This window comes from Pseudomonas sp. GW822-FHT02D10, from assembly GCF_058802345.1.
On sequence record NZ_JBXAOB010000012.1, the window covers coordinates 61,410 to 75,759 of the forward strand.

15 protein-coding genes and 1 pseudogene are annotated in these 14,350 nt (G+C 59.5%); 3 read left to right on the forward strand and 13 right to left on the reverse strand.

All coding sequences use genetic code 11. The annotated features are described in order from the left end of the window. Position 1 precedes the first annotated feature (1 nt). Both AC1RPZ_RS19220 and nhaA read right to left on the reverse strand, forming a co-directional pair. A pseudogene (locus AC1RPZ_RS19220) lies at positions 2-367 on the reverse strand (toxin); the annotation flags it as partial. Between the two features lie 123 nt (positions 368-490). Then, positions 491-1,678 (reverse strand): Na+/H+ antiporter NhaA, encoded by a 1,188-nt coding sequence (gene nhaA, locus AC1RPZ_RS19225; RefSeq protein WP_493138513.1) that lies wholly within the window; start codon positions 1,676-1,678, stop codon positions 491-493. A 277-nt stretch (positions 1,679-1,955) separates the two neighbouring features. Between nhaA and AC1RPZ_RS19230 the strand changes: the two genes are divergently transcribed. Then, entirely contained in the window at positions 1,956-3,050 is a 1,095-nt protein-coding gene (locus tag AC1RPZ_RS19230; RefSeq protein WP_493138618.1) for a PLP-dependent cysteine synthase family protein, read from the forward strand. Positions 3,051-3,206: 156 nt separating this feature from the next. On the opposite strand, the gene AC1RPZ_RS19235 is transcribed toward AC1RPZ_RS19230, so the two are convergent. Next, the gene (locus tag AC1RPZ_RS19235; RefSeq protein WP_493138514.1) at positions 3,207-4,820 is read right to left on the reverse strand and encodes an NAD(P)/FAD-dependent oxidoreductase; all 1,614 of its coding nucleotides are present in this window, start codon (positions 4,818-4,820) and stop codon (positions 3,207-3,209) included. A gap of 123 nt (positions 4,821-4,943) precedes the next feature. Then, the gene (locus AC1RPZ_RS19240) at positions 4,944-5,618 is read right to left on the reverse strand and encodes a COG3650 family protein (RefSeq protein WP_493138515.1); all 675 of its coding nucleotides are present in this window, start codon (positions 5,616-5,618) and stop codon (positions 4,944-4,946) included. A 178-nt stretch (positions 5,619-5,796) separates the two neighbouring features. Between AC1RPZ_RS19240 and AC1RPZ_RS19245 the strand changes: the two genes are divergently transcribed. Next, entirely contained in the window at positions 5,797-6,165 is a 369-nt protein-coding gene (locus AC1RPZ_RS19245; protein WP_493138516.1) for a hypothetical protein, read from the forward strand. Between the two features lie 34 nt (positions 6,166-6,199). Here the strand turns inward: AC1RPZ_RS19245 and AC1RPZ_RS19250 are convergent, their stop codons facing one another. Then, positions 6,200-6,799, reverse strand: coding sequence for a short chain dehydrogenase (locus AC1RPZ_RS19250; protein ID WP_493138517.1), 600 nt, complete (start codon positions 6,797-6,799; stop codon positions 6,200-6,202). Between the two features lie 104 nt (positions 6,800-6,903). On the opposite strand from AC1RPZ_RS19250, the gene AC1RPZ_RS19255 reads away from it, so the two are divergent. Continuing rightward, positions 6,904-7,818, forward strand: coding sequence for a LysR family transcriptional regulator (locus AC1RPZ_RS19255; RefSeq protein ID WP_493138518.1), 915 nt, complete (start codon positions 6,904-6,906; stop codon positions 7,816-7,818). Here the strand turns inward: AC1RPZ_RS19255 and AC1RPZ_RS19260 are convergent. From AC1RPZ_RS19260 to livH, 8 genes are all read right to left on the reverse strand, one after another. Continuing rightward, the gene (locus AC1RPZ_RS19260; protein ID WP_493138619.1) at positions 7,809-8,270 is read right to left on the reverse strand and encodes a DoxX family protein; all 462 of its coding nucleotides are present in this window, start codon (positions 8,268-8,270) and stop codon (positions 7,809-7,811) included. The genes AC1RPZ_RS19255 and AC1RPZ_RS19260 overlap by 10 nt on opposite strands. 38 nt (positions 8,271-8,308) lie before the next feature. Beyond that, positions 8,309-9,082: an HvfC/BufC N-terminal domain-containing protein gene (locus AC1RPZ_RS19265; protein ID WP_493138519.1), complete on the reverse strand. Its 774-nt coding sequence runs from the start codon at positions 9,080-9,082 to the stop codon at positions 8,309-8,311. Next, on the reverse strand, positions 9,079-9,972 hold the full coding sequence (bufB, locus tag AC1RPZ_RS19270) for an MNIO family bufferin maturase (protein WP_493138520.1): 894 nt from the start codon (positions 9,970-9,972) through the stop codon (positions 9,079-9,081). Before bufB ends, AC1RPZ_RS19265 begins: the two co-directional genes overlap by 4 nt. 22 nt (positions 9,973-9,994) lie before the next feature. Beyond that, the gene (locus tag AC1RPZ_RS19275) at positions 9,995-10,303 is read right to left on the reverse strand and encodes a BufA1 family periplasmic bufferin-type metallophore (RefSeq protein ID WP_493138521.1); all 309 of its coding nucleotides are present in this window, start codon (positions 10,301-10,303) and stop codon (positions 9,995-9,997) included. Between the two features lie 237 nt (positions 10,304-10,540). Next, entirely contained in the window at positions 10,541-11,242 is a 702-nt protein-coding gene (locus AC1RPZ_RS19280) for an ABC transporter ATP-binding protein (protein ID WP_401118723.1), read from the reverse strand. Beyond that, complete coding sequence (gene livG / locus AC1RPZ_RS19285) at positions 11,243-12,010, reverse strand: high-affinity branched-chain amino acid ABC transporter ATP-binding protein LivG (protein WP_493138522.1); 768 nt, start codon at positions 12,008-12,010, stop codon at positions 11,243-11,245. It lies immediately after the preceding gene. Then, positions 12,007-13,263 (reverse strand): high-affinity branched-chain amino acid ABC transporter permease LivM, encoded by a 1,257-nt coding sequence (locus AC1RPZ_RS19290; protein WP_493138523.1) that lies wholly within the window; start codon positions 13,261-13,263, stop codon positions 12,007-12,009. Before AC1RPZ_RS19290 ends, livG begins: the two co-directional genes overlap by 4 nt. Beyond that, positions 13,260-14,183, reverse strand: a complete 924-nt coding sequence (livH, locus tag AC1RPZ_RS19295) for a high-affinity branched-chain amino acid ABC transporter permease LivH (protein ID WP_493063386.1) — start codon at positions 14,181-14,183, stop codon at positions 13,260-13,262. The genes AC1RPZ_RS19290 and livH overlap by 4 nt, the downstream gene beginning before the upstream one ends. Positions 14,184-14,350 lie beyond the last annotated feature (167 nt).

Sequence of the window (14,350 nt, forward strand, 5' to 3'; positions counted from 1 at the left end):
TACTGATTTTCTTCAGTGGCAGCAGCCCGGATTCATCCGCCTCACGTGCACCCAGAAGGATCAGGTCGCCGTAGTCTTTCAGGCTGTCGGTGGGGACGACGCCCGAAGGACTCGAGTAGTCGATGATTGCATCCGGCAGTTTGCAGGACTTGGCGAAGACGCACCCGGCCCGGGTAGGGTAGGTTTGTTTGACAGCGAGCTGGCGATGCTTTTCGAAGGCTGCTTGCTTTGCGAGCATGTCGTCGTAGGCTTTTTGTCTGGCGTCACGTTCTGCCAGCTCGGTAGCAGTCATGTACCGTTCGGTGACGTGGTGTCCATCGCCTGATGGTGGATTTCGAGCCTTGGGAATGTCCTTGTTAACAGCCACTGATTGTCCTTGCTCGGTTTGTCCATCGGCAGCCCCGTGAGAGGGGCTGCGCGACGTTATCGAATGTGACCAATCGTGGCTGTAGGACGAGTCTTGAATGTGCTTGGGCGCTTTCTCTGCTGATTACGAGGAGAGCGTCGCGTTTTTGCTGCTTGCCCCAGCCATCAAGGCGTAACCGATCAACGCGGCGAGGATCGAACCGGTGAGGATGCCCATGCGGTCCATGCCCGCGTATTCGCTGCTGCCCGGTACAAAGGCCAGGGAACCGACAAACAGGCTCATGGTGAAACCGATACCGCAGAGAACCGCCACACCGAGTACCTGACCCCAATTGGCGCCAGCGGGAAGGCCCGCGATACCTGTTTTGATGGCCAGCCAGGTCAGGCCGAAGACACCGACGGTCTTGCCCAGCAGCAGGCCGACGGCGATACCCATAGGCACGTGGTGAGTGAAGCTCTCGACGGTCACGCCGGTCAGCGACAGGCCGGCGTTGGCAAAGGCAAACAGCGGCAGGATGCCGAAGGCTACCCACGGATGCAGCGCGTGCTCCAGGGTCAGCAGCGGCGAAGGCTCGGCATTCCGGGTTCGTAACGGGATACAGAAGGCCAGGGTTACACCAGCCAATGTGGCGTGGACACCGCTCTTGAGCACGCAGACCCAGAGGATCAGACCGATGATCATGTACGGCCCGAGCTTGACCACGCCGAGACGGTTCATCGCTACCAGCGCAACAATGCAGGCGGCGGCCAGCATCAACGACAAGGTCGACAGCGTCCCCGAATAGAAGATCGCAATGACGATGATTGCACCCAGGTCATCGATGATCGCCAAGGTCATCAAAAACAGCTTCAACGACACCGGCACACGCTTGCCCAGCAAGGCGAGCACGCCCAGGGCGAAGGCGATATCAGTGGCCATCGGAATGGCCCAGCCGCTCAGGGCTGGCGGGTTGTCCTTGTTGAGGAACCAGTAGATCAGCGCCGGCACGACCATGCCGCCGATGGCCGCACCACCCGGCAAGACGATCTGCGAGGGTTTGGACAGATGGCCTTCAAGGATTTCGCGTTTGACCTCAAGGCCGATCAGCAGGAAGAACATCGCCATCAGGCCGTCGTTGATCCATAACAACAGCGGTTTAGCGATTTTCAGGGCGCCGATCTGGGCGACCACGGGAGTGTCCAGCAGGCCGTTGTAGAGCCAGGACAGCGGTGAGTTGTTGATGATCAGGGCAAGAGCTGCGGCGGCAATCAATAACAGACCGCTGGCAGCTTCCAACTGAAAGAAACGCGTGAAAGTGCTACGCAGAGGCAAGGTCGCTCTCCATCTATCGATTCAAAAGGTGGACCACCCTAACCCGTACGGTTAGTTGTTAAAACAAAAGTTATATTCTTTTTTGTTATATGTCGTTACAACGATGTCTACCGGGCTGAGCCTAGCAGTTGCACGGCGTATTGAACCTCAGCTGTACCTGTGCGTTATGTAGGTTTTTTCCTAAGCTTACTGATTGAGCCTTTCGACAAGGTCAATTCGTTGCCTGTTGTCACCGTCAGGTTTCCCTATGCCTAATCGATTCAACGAGAAAAAGACCATGAGCGACAACCGTCAGTGGGCCCGCGAAGCCATCCGGATCATCGAAGCCGACTTCCAGCGCAGCGCCGATACGCACCTGATCCCTTTGCCACTGCCGGGATTACCGGGCATCGAGTTGTACTTCAAGGATGAATCCAGTCATCCCACCGGTAGCCTCAAACATCGGTTGGCGCGCTCGCTGTTCCTTTATGCATTGTGTAACGGCTGGCTCAAGCCGGGGGCGCCGGTGATCGAGGCGTCCAGCGGTTCGACGGCGATTTCCGAGGCGTATTTCGCCCGGTTGCTCGGCTTGCCGTTCATTGCCGTGATGCCGGCCACGACCTCCCGGGAGAAAATTGCGCAAATCGAGTTCTACGGCGGCAAAAGCCATCTGGTGCAGGATCCGACGCAGATCTACGCCGAGTCCGAGCGTCTGGCCCGGGAGCACGATGGTCATTTCATCGACCAGTTCACCTATGCCGAACGTGCCACAGACTGGCGGGCGAACAACAACATTGCCGAGTCGATCTTTCAGCAGATGCGTTTCGAACGTCATCCTGAACCGAGCTGGCTGATTTCCAGTCCTGGCACGGGCGGCACCACCGCGACCTTGGGGCGCTATGTGCGCTATCGCCAGCATTGCACCCGCGTGTTGTGCGCCGATGCCGAGCGTTCGGTGTTCTTCGAGTACTACCAGACCGGCGACGCGAGCTTGCGTCTGGACTGCGGTTCGCGGATCGAAGGGATTGGCCGGCCACGGGTCGAGGCATCGTTCTTGCCGAAGGTCATCGACGCGATGGTCAAAGTGCCGGATGCGCTGTCGCTGGCGGCCATGCATTACCTGGCGCAGCGTCTGGGCCGGCACGTGGGCGGTTCCAGCGGGACCAACCTGATCGGGGCCCTGATGGCGGCCCAGCAGATGATTGCAGCAGGAGAGAGTGGCTCGATCGTGGCGATTCTGTGTGATAGCGGCGAACGCTACGCGACCACCTATTACGATCAGGAGTGGCTGAAGGCTCAGGGTTATGAATTGAGTGGTCTGATCGAGGCCGTTGCGGCCAGTGTCGAACGCGGCGAGCCGCTGCCGGCCAGCGTGTTGCGCGCCAATATCTGAGATCGCTCAGGCGCTGAACACTCCTGTGGGAGCGAGCTTGCTCGCGATAGCGGCGGATCAGTCAACATCTCTGTTGAATGTTAATCCGTCATCGTCGGAACGCCGCCCGGAGCAAGCTCGCTCCCACAGGTTCTGTTTGGCTTCAGTGATTGTGTATCAGGCCTCGATACCGAGGATGTCTCGCGCCACCGCTTCGGCAATACGAATCCCGTCGACACCCGCCGACAGAATCCCGCCGGCATAACCGGCGCCTTCACCGGCCGGGAACAGGCCTTTGACGTTCAGGCTCTGCATCGACTCGTTGCGGGTAATCCGCAGCGGCGAAGAGGTGCGGGTTTCGATCCCGGTCAGCACTGCGTCATGCAGCGAGTAGCCGCGAATCTGCTTCTCGAAGGCCGGCAAGGCTTCACGAATGGCGTCGATGGCAAATGCCGGCAAGGCCAGCGCCAGATCGCCCAGTGCAACCCCGGGTTTGTAGGACGGTTCGACGCTGCCCAAGGCGGTCGACGGCTTGCCTGCGATGAAATCACCGACCAGTTGCGCCGGCGCTTCGTAGTTGCTGCCACCCAGCACAAAGGCGTGGGACTCCAGACGCTCCTGCAACTCGATCCCGGCCAGCGGGCCGCCCGGATAGTCAACTTCCGGGGTGATACCCACAACAATCCCGGAGTTCGCGTTACGTTCGTTACGCGAATACTGGCTCATGCCGTTGGTCACCACACGGTTCGGCTCGGAGGTCGCCGCCACTACGGTGCCGCCCGGGCACATGCAGAAGCTGTAGACCGAGCGACCGTTCTTGGCGTGGTGCACCAGTTTGTAGTCAGCGGCACCGAGTTTCGGGTGACCGGCATATTTGCCCAGGCGCGCGCTGTCGATCAGCGATTGTGGGTGTTCGATGCGGAAACCCACCGAAAACGGCTTGGCTTCCATGAACACGCCACGACCATGGAGCATGCGGAAGGTGTCGCGGGCGCTGTGGCCGAGGGCGAGGATCACGTGTTTCGAGTGGATCTGTTCGCCGCTGGCAAGCTCGATACCGGTCAGTTGACCGTCTTCGATCAGCACATCGGTGACGCGCTGCTGGAAGCGTACTTCACCGCCCAGCGCGCGAATCTGCTCTCGCATGTTTTCGACGACGCCGGTCAGACGGAACGTACCGATATGCGGCTTGCTGACGTAGAGGATCTCTTCCGGCGCACCGGCTTTGACGAATTCATGCAGGACTTTGCGGCCGTGGTGCTTGGGATCCTTGATCTGGCTGTACAGCTTGCCGTCAGAGAATGTCCCCGCGCCGCCTTCACCGAATTGCACGTTGGACTCAGGGTTGAGCACGCTTTTGCGCCACAGGCCCCAGGTGTCTTTGGTGCGCTGACGCACTTCTGTGCCGCGCTCAAGAATGATCGGTTTGAAACCCATCTGCGCCAGCAGCAATCCGGCGAAAATCCCGCACGGGCCGAAACCGACCACGATCGGCCGTTGGCTCAAATCCATCGGGGCCTGGCCAACAACTGTGTAGCTGACATCCGGCGCCGCATTGACATTACGGTCGTCGGCGAACGTGTGCAGCAACTTCGCCTCATCGCGCACGCTGAGGTCGATGGTGTAGATGAAGCACAGTTCGGAGGATTTTTTGCGCGCGTCGTAGCTGCGCTTGAACAAGGTGAAATCGAGCAGGTCATCACTGGCGATGCCCAGGCGCTGCACGATGGCAGGGCGCAGGTCTTCTTCGGGATGGTCGATCGGCAACTTGAGTTCGGTGATTCGTAACATGACGGGATCCGGTTCGCGGGGGCGCACAACTGCGCCAAAGGCGTTTCACAAACCGGCGATTATAAGCCTCAAAGGCCCGTTCCGGTGAGGCTAAAACAGCAGCTCGTCGAACAGGCCCTGTTATCAGTCGTTACGCGAACCACCGAAATACGCACAGCCACGTTGTACCTGACCATTGATTCGCAGTTCGGCGCTCATGAATTGAACGCTGCTGCGGGTGCTGTCGACGCAGCGTTGTGGTGCGATCCAGAGTTCAACGTGTTGGTCATTGGCTTCACTACTGAGGCTGAAACGCCCGTCACCGAGTTGTTCTTCCAGAAACGGCAAGGCCAGCGCTGGCTGGCCGGCGCGTTCGATCACCATGCCCTTGGTGTTGACCTTGACGTTCCAGTCAGGCGTGTTCCCGCTGGCGCGCAGGATCAGCCGCTGGAAGTTGGGGTCTTCGCAGGCTGTAGCAGAACGTTCGACGCGGTAGAGCTGCTGCACGTCGAGCTGGGCGCCAGTGTCAGAGGATTTGCCAGTGGCAACCCGACCACGTATATCGGCGAAAATCTTGTGCTGCGTGCCTGCCAGCGTTGCAGCTTCTTGCAGGACACTGGTGCTGCCAGTGTCATTGACGACATACAGCTTATTCTCCTGGCATGGCTGAAACACCAGTTTGCCGCTGGCCATGCTGAGTTCGCCCTGCAGGCGGGTCAGGCCCGCCGTGGACGGTTTTTCAGGCTGGCTCTGCAGCAGCTGGCAACCGGCGAATACAGGAAGCAGGGCGACAAACATCAGGGAACGGGCAGCACGCATCGTTAGGTCTCCAGACAAGTGCCGCCACGTTACTTAGCATGAGTGGCGATCACAAGGCATGAGTTGGGCTTGTTCAGGATCTGATGTGCGTTCAGGTTACATTCGGCAGCATTTCAGGTGCCGGTGGTAAAAGTGTTTGGGGATATCTTGCTGGTCTGTCTCGACTGAAGGAGGTTTTATGACGGGTATATGGAGGGCGTTTTTCGTGGCGCTGGGGATGGCGGCCGCGTTGCAGTGTCTGGCGGCAGAAATCGCGTTTTCGTCGGCCTCTGATTTTACCGCGATGAGTCTGGAGCTCAGGACAGTAGACAATCTCAATCCACAGTCCGTAGGGCTTCGTGTCACGCTGAGTCCAGATGCGCAAGGCCGATTGGCGCAAGTGACTCGTCAGGAGCTGCACCAGCCCTTGAGGCTGTTCATCAATGGGCTACAGATATCGACCACGACCATTCAATCGGTTATTGAAGGACCGGGTCTGGTGATATCCGTGCCGCGCGAGATCGCCCGCAAGCTTGTTCCAACGCTATTGGAGCTTCCCGCACCTTAGTGCGGCGCTGATGCCGCGCCGCACTTGGGTGTCATCATCCGACGTTGTAGATCTGCCCGGTCTGCAAGCCTTCCACGCTTTTGGCATAGGCCAGCGCTACATCGGCGGCCGGAACCGGCTTGAAACCACGGAAGTACGGCGCGTAGCTGCCCATGGCTTCAACCAGTACGTTCGGGCTGACCGAGTTGATCCGCAGGCCACGAGGCAATTCGATAGCCGCCGCGCGGACGAAGCTGTCCAGGGCGCCGTTGACCATGGCAGCCGAGCTGCCGGTACGAATTGGATCGTGGCTGAGAATGCCGGTGGTGAAGGTGAATGACGCACCGTCATTGGCGAATTCACGGCCGATCAGCAGCAGGTTGACCTGCCCCATCAGCTTGTCCCGCAAACCCAGCTCGAAGTCTTTTTCGGTCATGTTGGCCAGCGGCACGAAGTTGACGCTGCCGGCGGCGCAGATCAGCGCATCGAAGTTGCCGGTCTGTTCGAACAGTTTGCGGATCGAGGCACTGTCACTGATGTCGACCTGGAAATCACCGCTCTTGCGGCCGATACGGGTGATTTTGTGGCGCTGGGACAGTTCTCGGTCAATGGCCGAGCCGACGGTGCCGGAGGCGCCAATCAGTAGAATTTTCATCGTGCTGTTCCTCAAGTGAATGAATGTGGTTTCAGTCTAGTGTGGTTTTTTTTATTGATAAGCGCGCTAATGGGCAACCTTTGGTTTTCAAATGGAAACAATCCATGAGCGAAATGGACGATCTGGCGGCGTTTGCGGTGTTGATCGAAGTCGGTAGTTTCACTCTGGCCGCACAGCAACTGGGGTGTAGCAAGGGGCAGCTGTCCAAGCGCATCAGCCTGTTGGAAGCACGCTTCAGCGTGGTGCTGTTGCAGCGCACCACCCGACGCTTGAGCCTGACGGCGGCCGGTGCGGCGTTGTTGCCGCAAGCGCAGGCACTGGTGATTCAGGTTGAGCGGGCGCGTCAGGCTCTGGCACGTCTGAAGGACGATATGGCGGGTCCCATTCGGATGACGGTGCCGGTGTCGTTGGGGGAGACTTTTTTCGATGGGCTGCTGTTGGAGTTTTCCCGGGAATATCCCGAGGTGCAGATCGAACTCGATCTGAATAACAGCTATCACGATCTGTCACGGGATGGCTTCGATCTGGCGATTCGTTCAGAAGTGGCCAATGATCAGCGGTTGGTCGCCAAACCACTGTTGGCCTGGCATGAAATGACCTGCGCCAGCCCGGCTTATCTTGAGCAGTTTGGCGAGCCGCAGACACCTGCGGACCTGGCCGATCATCGTTGCCTGCTCAACAGTCACTACAGCGGCCGGGAAGAGTGGCTGTATCACCAGCAACATGAACTGTTGCGAGTGCGGGTCTCGGGGCCGTTCGCCAGCAACCACTACAACCTCTTGAAGAAAGCCGCGCTGGCCCATGCGGGAATCGCGCGCCTGCCTTCTTACTTGCTTCAGGCTGAACTGGCCGATGGCCGTTTGCGCTGGCTGCTGCGCGACTATCAGACCCGCAGCATGCCGATGTATCTGGTGCACCCGTATCAGGGCGGTTTGCCCAAACGCACGCAGGTGCTGGCTGACTACCTGATGGGGTGGTTCAAGCGCAGCGGCGAAGCGCTGGATCGGCTTCAGCGATAACGCTTGGCGATCAGATGATCGATCGACAGCACGCCCGGCCCCCTGGCCATCAGGTACAACAGAATCGCCGCCCAGGTGCCGTGAGTCGGGTAGGCGCCCGGGTAGACAAAGATCTGAATGGTCAGGGTCATGCCCAGTAATGCCAGGGCCGAAAAGCGCGTGGCGAAGCCGACGAGGATCAGGATCGGGAAGAAATGCTCGGCGAAGGCCGCCATGTGCGCCGCCAGTTCCGGCGATAGCAATGGAACGTGGTATTCGCTCTGGAACAACGGAATAGTCGAGTCTGCCAGGCGTGGAATACCGAGCTGGAAGGTGCCGTCGAACAGGTCGACGGCCAGGCCCTCGACCTTGGTTTGCCCGGACTTCCAGAACACCGCTGCAATGGAGAAACGCGCAACGAAGGCGATCAGGCTGTGAGGGATTCTCTTGAACACTTCGATGATCCGCTCCATCAGACGGGCGATGGCGTTCGGGTGTTCAGTGCGCGCGTTCATGGCGATACCTTGTCGTGTTGTAAGTGGGTAATGGCGTTGTGGCCAATCAACAGTGCCAGGCACTGGCTCAGGTCAAACGCCGGTGCAACGTTCAGGGCATCGGCCGCGGCCTCTCCCAGTGGACGGCTGTTTTGCAGGCTGTGGATGAAGGTCGTTGTGCCGACATCGACGGCGAAGACCTCGACCTCCAGACCGTTGCGCAGCACCAGCGCGCTTTGCCGGTGATACGGCTCAAGGTTCTGGGGAGGGGTGTCTGCCTGATGGGCGGCCCACAGCGTAACCATGGCGTACGCCGAGGTCAGCGTGAACGTTGAGGGATGCAGATCAATGCGTAGCTCGGCGAGGGCTTCGGGCGCGCCCAACGCCGCTGCAATCTGTGCAGACTCGACGGCGCTTGCATCCGCCGCGTGATAGGCCCTGACCCGTAAGCGCTCCAACCGTGCAACGTCCGCGAGATACGGCACCGAAGCGGCTGGCGCAAAGTGTTCAATGAAACCGGCAAAGTCGCTGCCGTAGTCGTTGATCAGCGCACTGGTCGGTGGAAAAACCTGCACATAGAACTGGGCCATGGCCCGAAAAAACTCATCCCCGACCAACTGCGAAACCACCGGATAACTGTCGGCCAAGGCGTTGATCAACGAGTTCTGTACGTTATTGCGATACACCGCGAAGCGGCTGGCCGGATCAGCCCCGTTGGCGCTGAGCAAGCCGTCAGGGCAGGGTCGTTGAGGATCGAGCAGGGCGGCGGCGAAATCGGCTTGAGCGCTCATCGGCGAACCTCGGCGTAACCCAGCAGCTCATCGGCCTGACGGGCCTCGGCGTGCAGCACGGAAAACGCAGGTACCTGATTGTCGCGCTCAATCAGCGTGGCCACCGGGCCGATACGCTCCAGAACGCGCGCGTACAGCGCCCACACGGCGTTATCGATGGACGCGCCATGATCGTCGATCAACAGGCGATCGCCGAGGCTGTCGGTGTCTTCGGCAAAGCCGGCCAGATGAATCTCGCCCACGGCGTGCAGCGGCAGTGCGTCGATGTAGGCCAATGGATCGCGCTGGTGATTGATGCAGGACACGTAGACGTTGTTCACATCCAGCAGCAGTCCGCAGCCAGTGCGGCGGATGACTTCAGTGATGAAGCTGGCTTCTTCCATGCTGGAGCGCTGGAACTGCAGATACGTCGCCGGATTTTCCAGCAGCATGGGACGTTTCAGATGGTGCTGGACCTGGTCGATATGCTCGCAGACACGGTTGAGTGTCGATGGGTCATAGGCCAGCGGCAGCAGGTCATTGAGAAACACCGGGCCGTGGCTCGACCAGGCCAAGTGTTCGGAAAAGGACTGGGGTTGATAGCGCTCGATCAGTTTGGCGAGGCGGTCGAGATGCTCGGTGTTCAATGAGCCCTCGGCACCAATCGACAGGCCAACGCCATGCAGCGACAGTGGGTACTGTTCGCGGATCAATCCCAGGTAGTGATGGAACGGGCCGCCGGCGACCATGTAGTTTTCGGCGTGGACTTCGAAGAAACCGATGTCCGGGCGGGTGCCGAGTACTTCACCGAAGTGCCCGGTCTTGAGCCCCAGCCCCGCGCGGGGCGGGAGCCCGGACGCCAACGCCTGAGTGTGAGGATGTACGTTGTGCAGCGATGAAGTGGTCATCATCAACACTCAGGCAGAGGAGGGGTTACGACTTGGCTTTGTAGGCGGCCAGTTGACCGAAGCCGGTCGGTGAGGTCGGGCTGGGAGTCTTCACGCAAGTGCCTTTAGGCACCAGCTTGAAGTGGTTGCTCTCGTAGTCGACTTTTGAGGTGCCAGCACAGGTGGTGCCAGCGCCTGCGGCGCAATCGTTCTTGCCTTTCATGGCGACGCCAAAGCATTGTTCCATGTCAGTGGCTGCGGCATGGGCGGTGGTCGGCAGAGCGGCGATGCTCAGGGCAGAACCAAGCGCCAGGGCGAGGGCGGCGGCGGACAGGGTGCGAGTGGTAGCAGTCATGATGTTTCTCCAGTAGTGGGCTTGGTCAAGGAAGCGTTTGCGCTTGCTTACCCTAGTAGAGCAAGGTCATCCGGGTTCGTTACAGCGCGGCAAAAAATAATGGGTTCACACAAAAAAATGTGGGAGCGAGCTTGCTCGCGATGAGGGCCTGACAGTCAACATTGACGTTGCCTGACAGTCCGCCATCGCGAGCAAGCTCGCTCCCACATAGGCCGTTTTTCACGGTTGCAGCAGTACTTAACCGCCCAGATACGCGTCGCGCACTTTAGGGTCGTTCAGCAGGGCTTCACCGGTGCCTTGCATCACTACCCGGCCGTTTTCCAGCACATAGGCGCGGTCGGCGATTTTCAACGCCTGGTTGGCGTTCTGCTCGACCAGGAACACCGTCACACCATCCTTGCGCAGCTGTTCGATGATGTCGAAGATCTGCTGGATGATGATCGGCGCCAGACCCAGCGACGGCTCGTCGAGCAGCAGCAGCTTGGGTTTGCTCATCAGCGCCCGGCCGATGGCGAGCATTTGCTGCTCGCCGCCCGACATGGTGCCGCCGCGCTGGGCGAAGCGTTCTTTCAAGCGTGGGAACAGTCCCAGGACCTTATCCATCTGCTCCTGATAATCGCCCTTGTCGGTGAAGAACCCGCCCATGGCGAGGTTTTCTTCCACGGTCAGACGGGCAAATACCCGACGACCTTCCGGGACCACGGCGATGCTTTTACGCATGATTTGCGCGGACTCCTGGCCGACCAGTTCCTCGCCCATGTAGCGAATGCTGCCGCTATGGGCTTGCGGCGAACCGCACAGGGTCATCAACAGGGTGGACTTGCCGGCGCCGTTGGCACCGATCAGCGTGACGATCTCGCCCTGACGGACTTCGACGTTGACGCTGTGCAGGGCCTGGATCTTGCCGTAGAAGGTGGAAACGTTTTCGAACTGCAGCATTTACGCTTCCCCCAGGTAGGCTTTGATCACTTCAGGATTGTCGCGGATCTGTTCCGGCGTGCCATTGGCCAGAGGCGTGCCCTGGTTGATCACGAAAATGTGGTCGGAGATGCTCATGACCAGTTTCATGTCGTGTTCGATCAGCAGCACGGTGACGTTATGCTCTTCACGCAGGGTGCCGATCAGGGCCTTGAGGTCGTCGGTTTCCCGTGGGTTGAGGCCGGCGGCCGGTTCGTCGAGCATGAGGATGCTTGGACGGGTCATCATGCAGCGGGCGATTTCCAGGCGGCGCTGCTGACCATAGGCCAGGGTGCCAGCCGGACGGTTGGCGAACTCTTTGAGGTTGACCTTGTCGAGCCAAAACTCGGCGTAATCCATGGCCTCGCGTTCGCTGCGGCGAAACGCCGGCGTCTTGAACAGACCGGCCAGGAAGTTGGTATTCAGGTGCCGGTGCTGAGCGATCAGCAGGTTTTCCACGGCGGTCATTTCCTTGAACAACCGCACGTTCTGGAAAGTCCGCACTACGCCTTTACCGGCGATCTTGTGACCAGGCAGGCCTTCGATCGCTTCACCGTTGAGCTGGATGGTGCCGGCGGTGGGTTTGTAGAAACCGGTCAGGCAGTTGAACACGGTGGTCTTGCCGGCGCCGTTAGGGCCGATCATCGAGACCACCTGTTTCTCTTTCACGCTCAGGGCAACGTTATTGACCGCCAGCAAGCCGCCGAAGCGCATGCTCAGGCCATCTACTTTCAGGATCTCTCTGCTCATTTACGCAGCTCCATGTGAGGACGTTGCATGGGCAGCAGACCTTGTGGACGCCAGATCATCATCAGCACCATCAAGGCGCCGAACATCAACATGCGGTATTCGCTGAAGTCACGCATCAGCTCGGGCAACAGGATCATCACGACAGCCGCGAGGACCACGCCCAATTGCGAGCCCATGCCGCCCAATACCACGATGGCAAGGATGGTGGCTGACTCGATGAAGGTGAACGACTCCGGTGTTACCAGACCCTGACGTGCGGCGAAGAAGCTACCGGCGAAACCGGCGAAACAGGCACCCAGGGTGAAGGCCGACAGCTTGATCACGGTCGGGTTCAGGCCCAGCGCACGGCAGGCGATTTCGTCTTCACGCAGCGCTTCCCAGGCACGGCCGATCGGCATGCGCAACAGGCGGTTGATCACGAACAGTGCGAACAGCGCCAGCAACAGTGCAACCAGGTAGAGGAAAACCACCTTGCTGATCGGGTTGTACGTCAGGCCGAAGAACTCGTGAAAGGTCTGCATGCCTTCGGCAGCCGTTCTTTCGAAGCTCAGGCCGAACAGCGACGGTTTGGGAATGTTGCTGATGCCGTTCGGTCCGCCCGTGAGGCCGGTCAGGTTACGCAGGAACAGACGGATGATCTCGCCGAAGCCCAGGGTCACGATCGCCAGATAGTCACCGCGCAGACGCAGCACCGGGAAACCGAGCAGGAAGCCGAAGGTCGCAGACATCATCCCGGCGATTGGCAAACAGATCCAGAAGCTCAGGCCGTAGTAGTGCGACAGCAGCGCATAGCTGTAGGCGCCCACCGCGTAGAAACCGACGTAGCCCAGGTCGAGCAGACCCGCCAGACCGACCACGATGTTCAGGCCCAGGCCGAGCAGCACATAGATCAGAATCAGCGTGGCGATATCCACTGCACCGCGCGAGCCAAAGAATGGCCAGACCAGAGCGACGACGATCAATCCCATGATGACCCAGCGCTGGGTGCTGGGCAGGGTCAGGAAGTAGCTCGCGCCGGCCGGGATCAATTTACCTCTGGGCACGGAGCGCATGGCGGCCGTGTATTGGCGGTCGAACAGCACCCGCAGGAACATCAGTACCGAGCAGGCGGTGATGATGATCAGCGTGGAGGTACTGGCACCCTGCACTTCAAGGTTGATGCCGGCGATGGACAGTTTCAGACCGAGTACCGGGTACGCCACAGCCCAGACCAATAGCGCGCTGAAGAGCGCCTGTTTAAGATTCCTGATCATACTTTCTCAACCTCCGGACGGCCCAACAGGCCGGTTGGCCGGAATAACAACACCAGAACCAGAAGGCCGAAAGCCACCACGTCCTTGTACTGGTCACCGAATATATCGGCGCCGAATGCTTCGGCCACCCCCAGCACCAGACCACCGAGCATGGCGCCCGGAATGCTGCCGATGCCGCCCAGAACCGCTGCGGTAAAGGCCTTGAGGCCCACCAGGAATCCGGCGTTCGGGTTGATCACGCCATACTGCATGCTCAGCAGCACAGCCGCCACGGCCGCCAGGGCGGCACCGATGACGAAAGTCAGGGCGATGATGTTGTTGGTGTTGATGCCCAGCAGGTTGGCCATCTTGATGTCTTCGGCACAGGCCCGGCAGGCACGACCCAGACGTGAACGCGAGATGAACTGGGTGAGGCAGAGCATCACCACCAGGGTCACGACGAACACCAGGATCTGCATGTAGGAGATCAGCACTTCCTGTGCGCCGCCCGGACCGAAGCTGAAGCTGCCCGGAATCAGGTTGGGGATCGATTTGTCCTTGGAGTCCTGCGAGAGCAGTACGGTGTTTTGCAGGAAAATCGACATGCCGATGGCCGAGATCAGCGGGATCAGTCGGTTACTGCCCCGCAGAGGGCGGTAGGCGATCCGTTCGATACTGTAGCCGTAGGCACTGGTGACAACGATGGTCGCCAGGAATGCGGCGGTCATCAACAGCGGTAGGGAATGGATACCCAGCATGGCCAGTCCGGCAAGGACGATGAAGGCCACGTAGGAACCGATCATGTAGACCTCGCCATGGGCGAAGTTAATCATTCCAATGATGCCGTAAACCATCGTATAGCCGATGGCGATCAGGGCATACGTGCTGCCAATGGTCAGACCATTAACCAGCTGTTGGAAAAAGTGATAGATCTCAGGCATTACAGCGCTCCTAAAAACCTGATACGCATTTCACTGGTGGAGTCATTTTCCCGCTCAGGCCCCGTGGATCTGCATCCACTTCGAACGTGAGGTTTGCCAGCGAACCGCTGATGACGGTTTTGAGATTTTCAGGTGGGGAGGCTTCCGGATCACGGAGGCACGGCCCA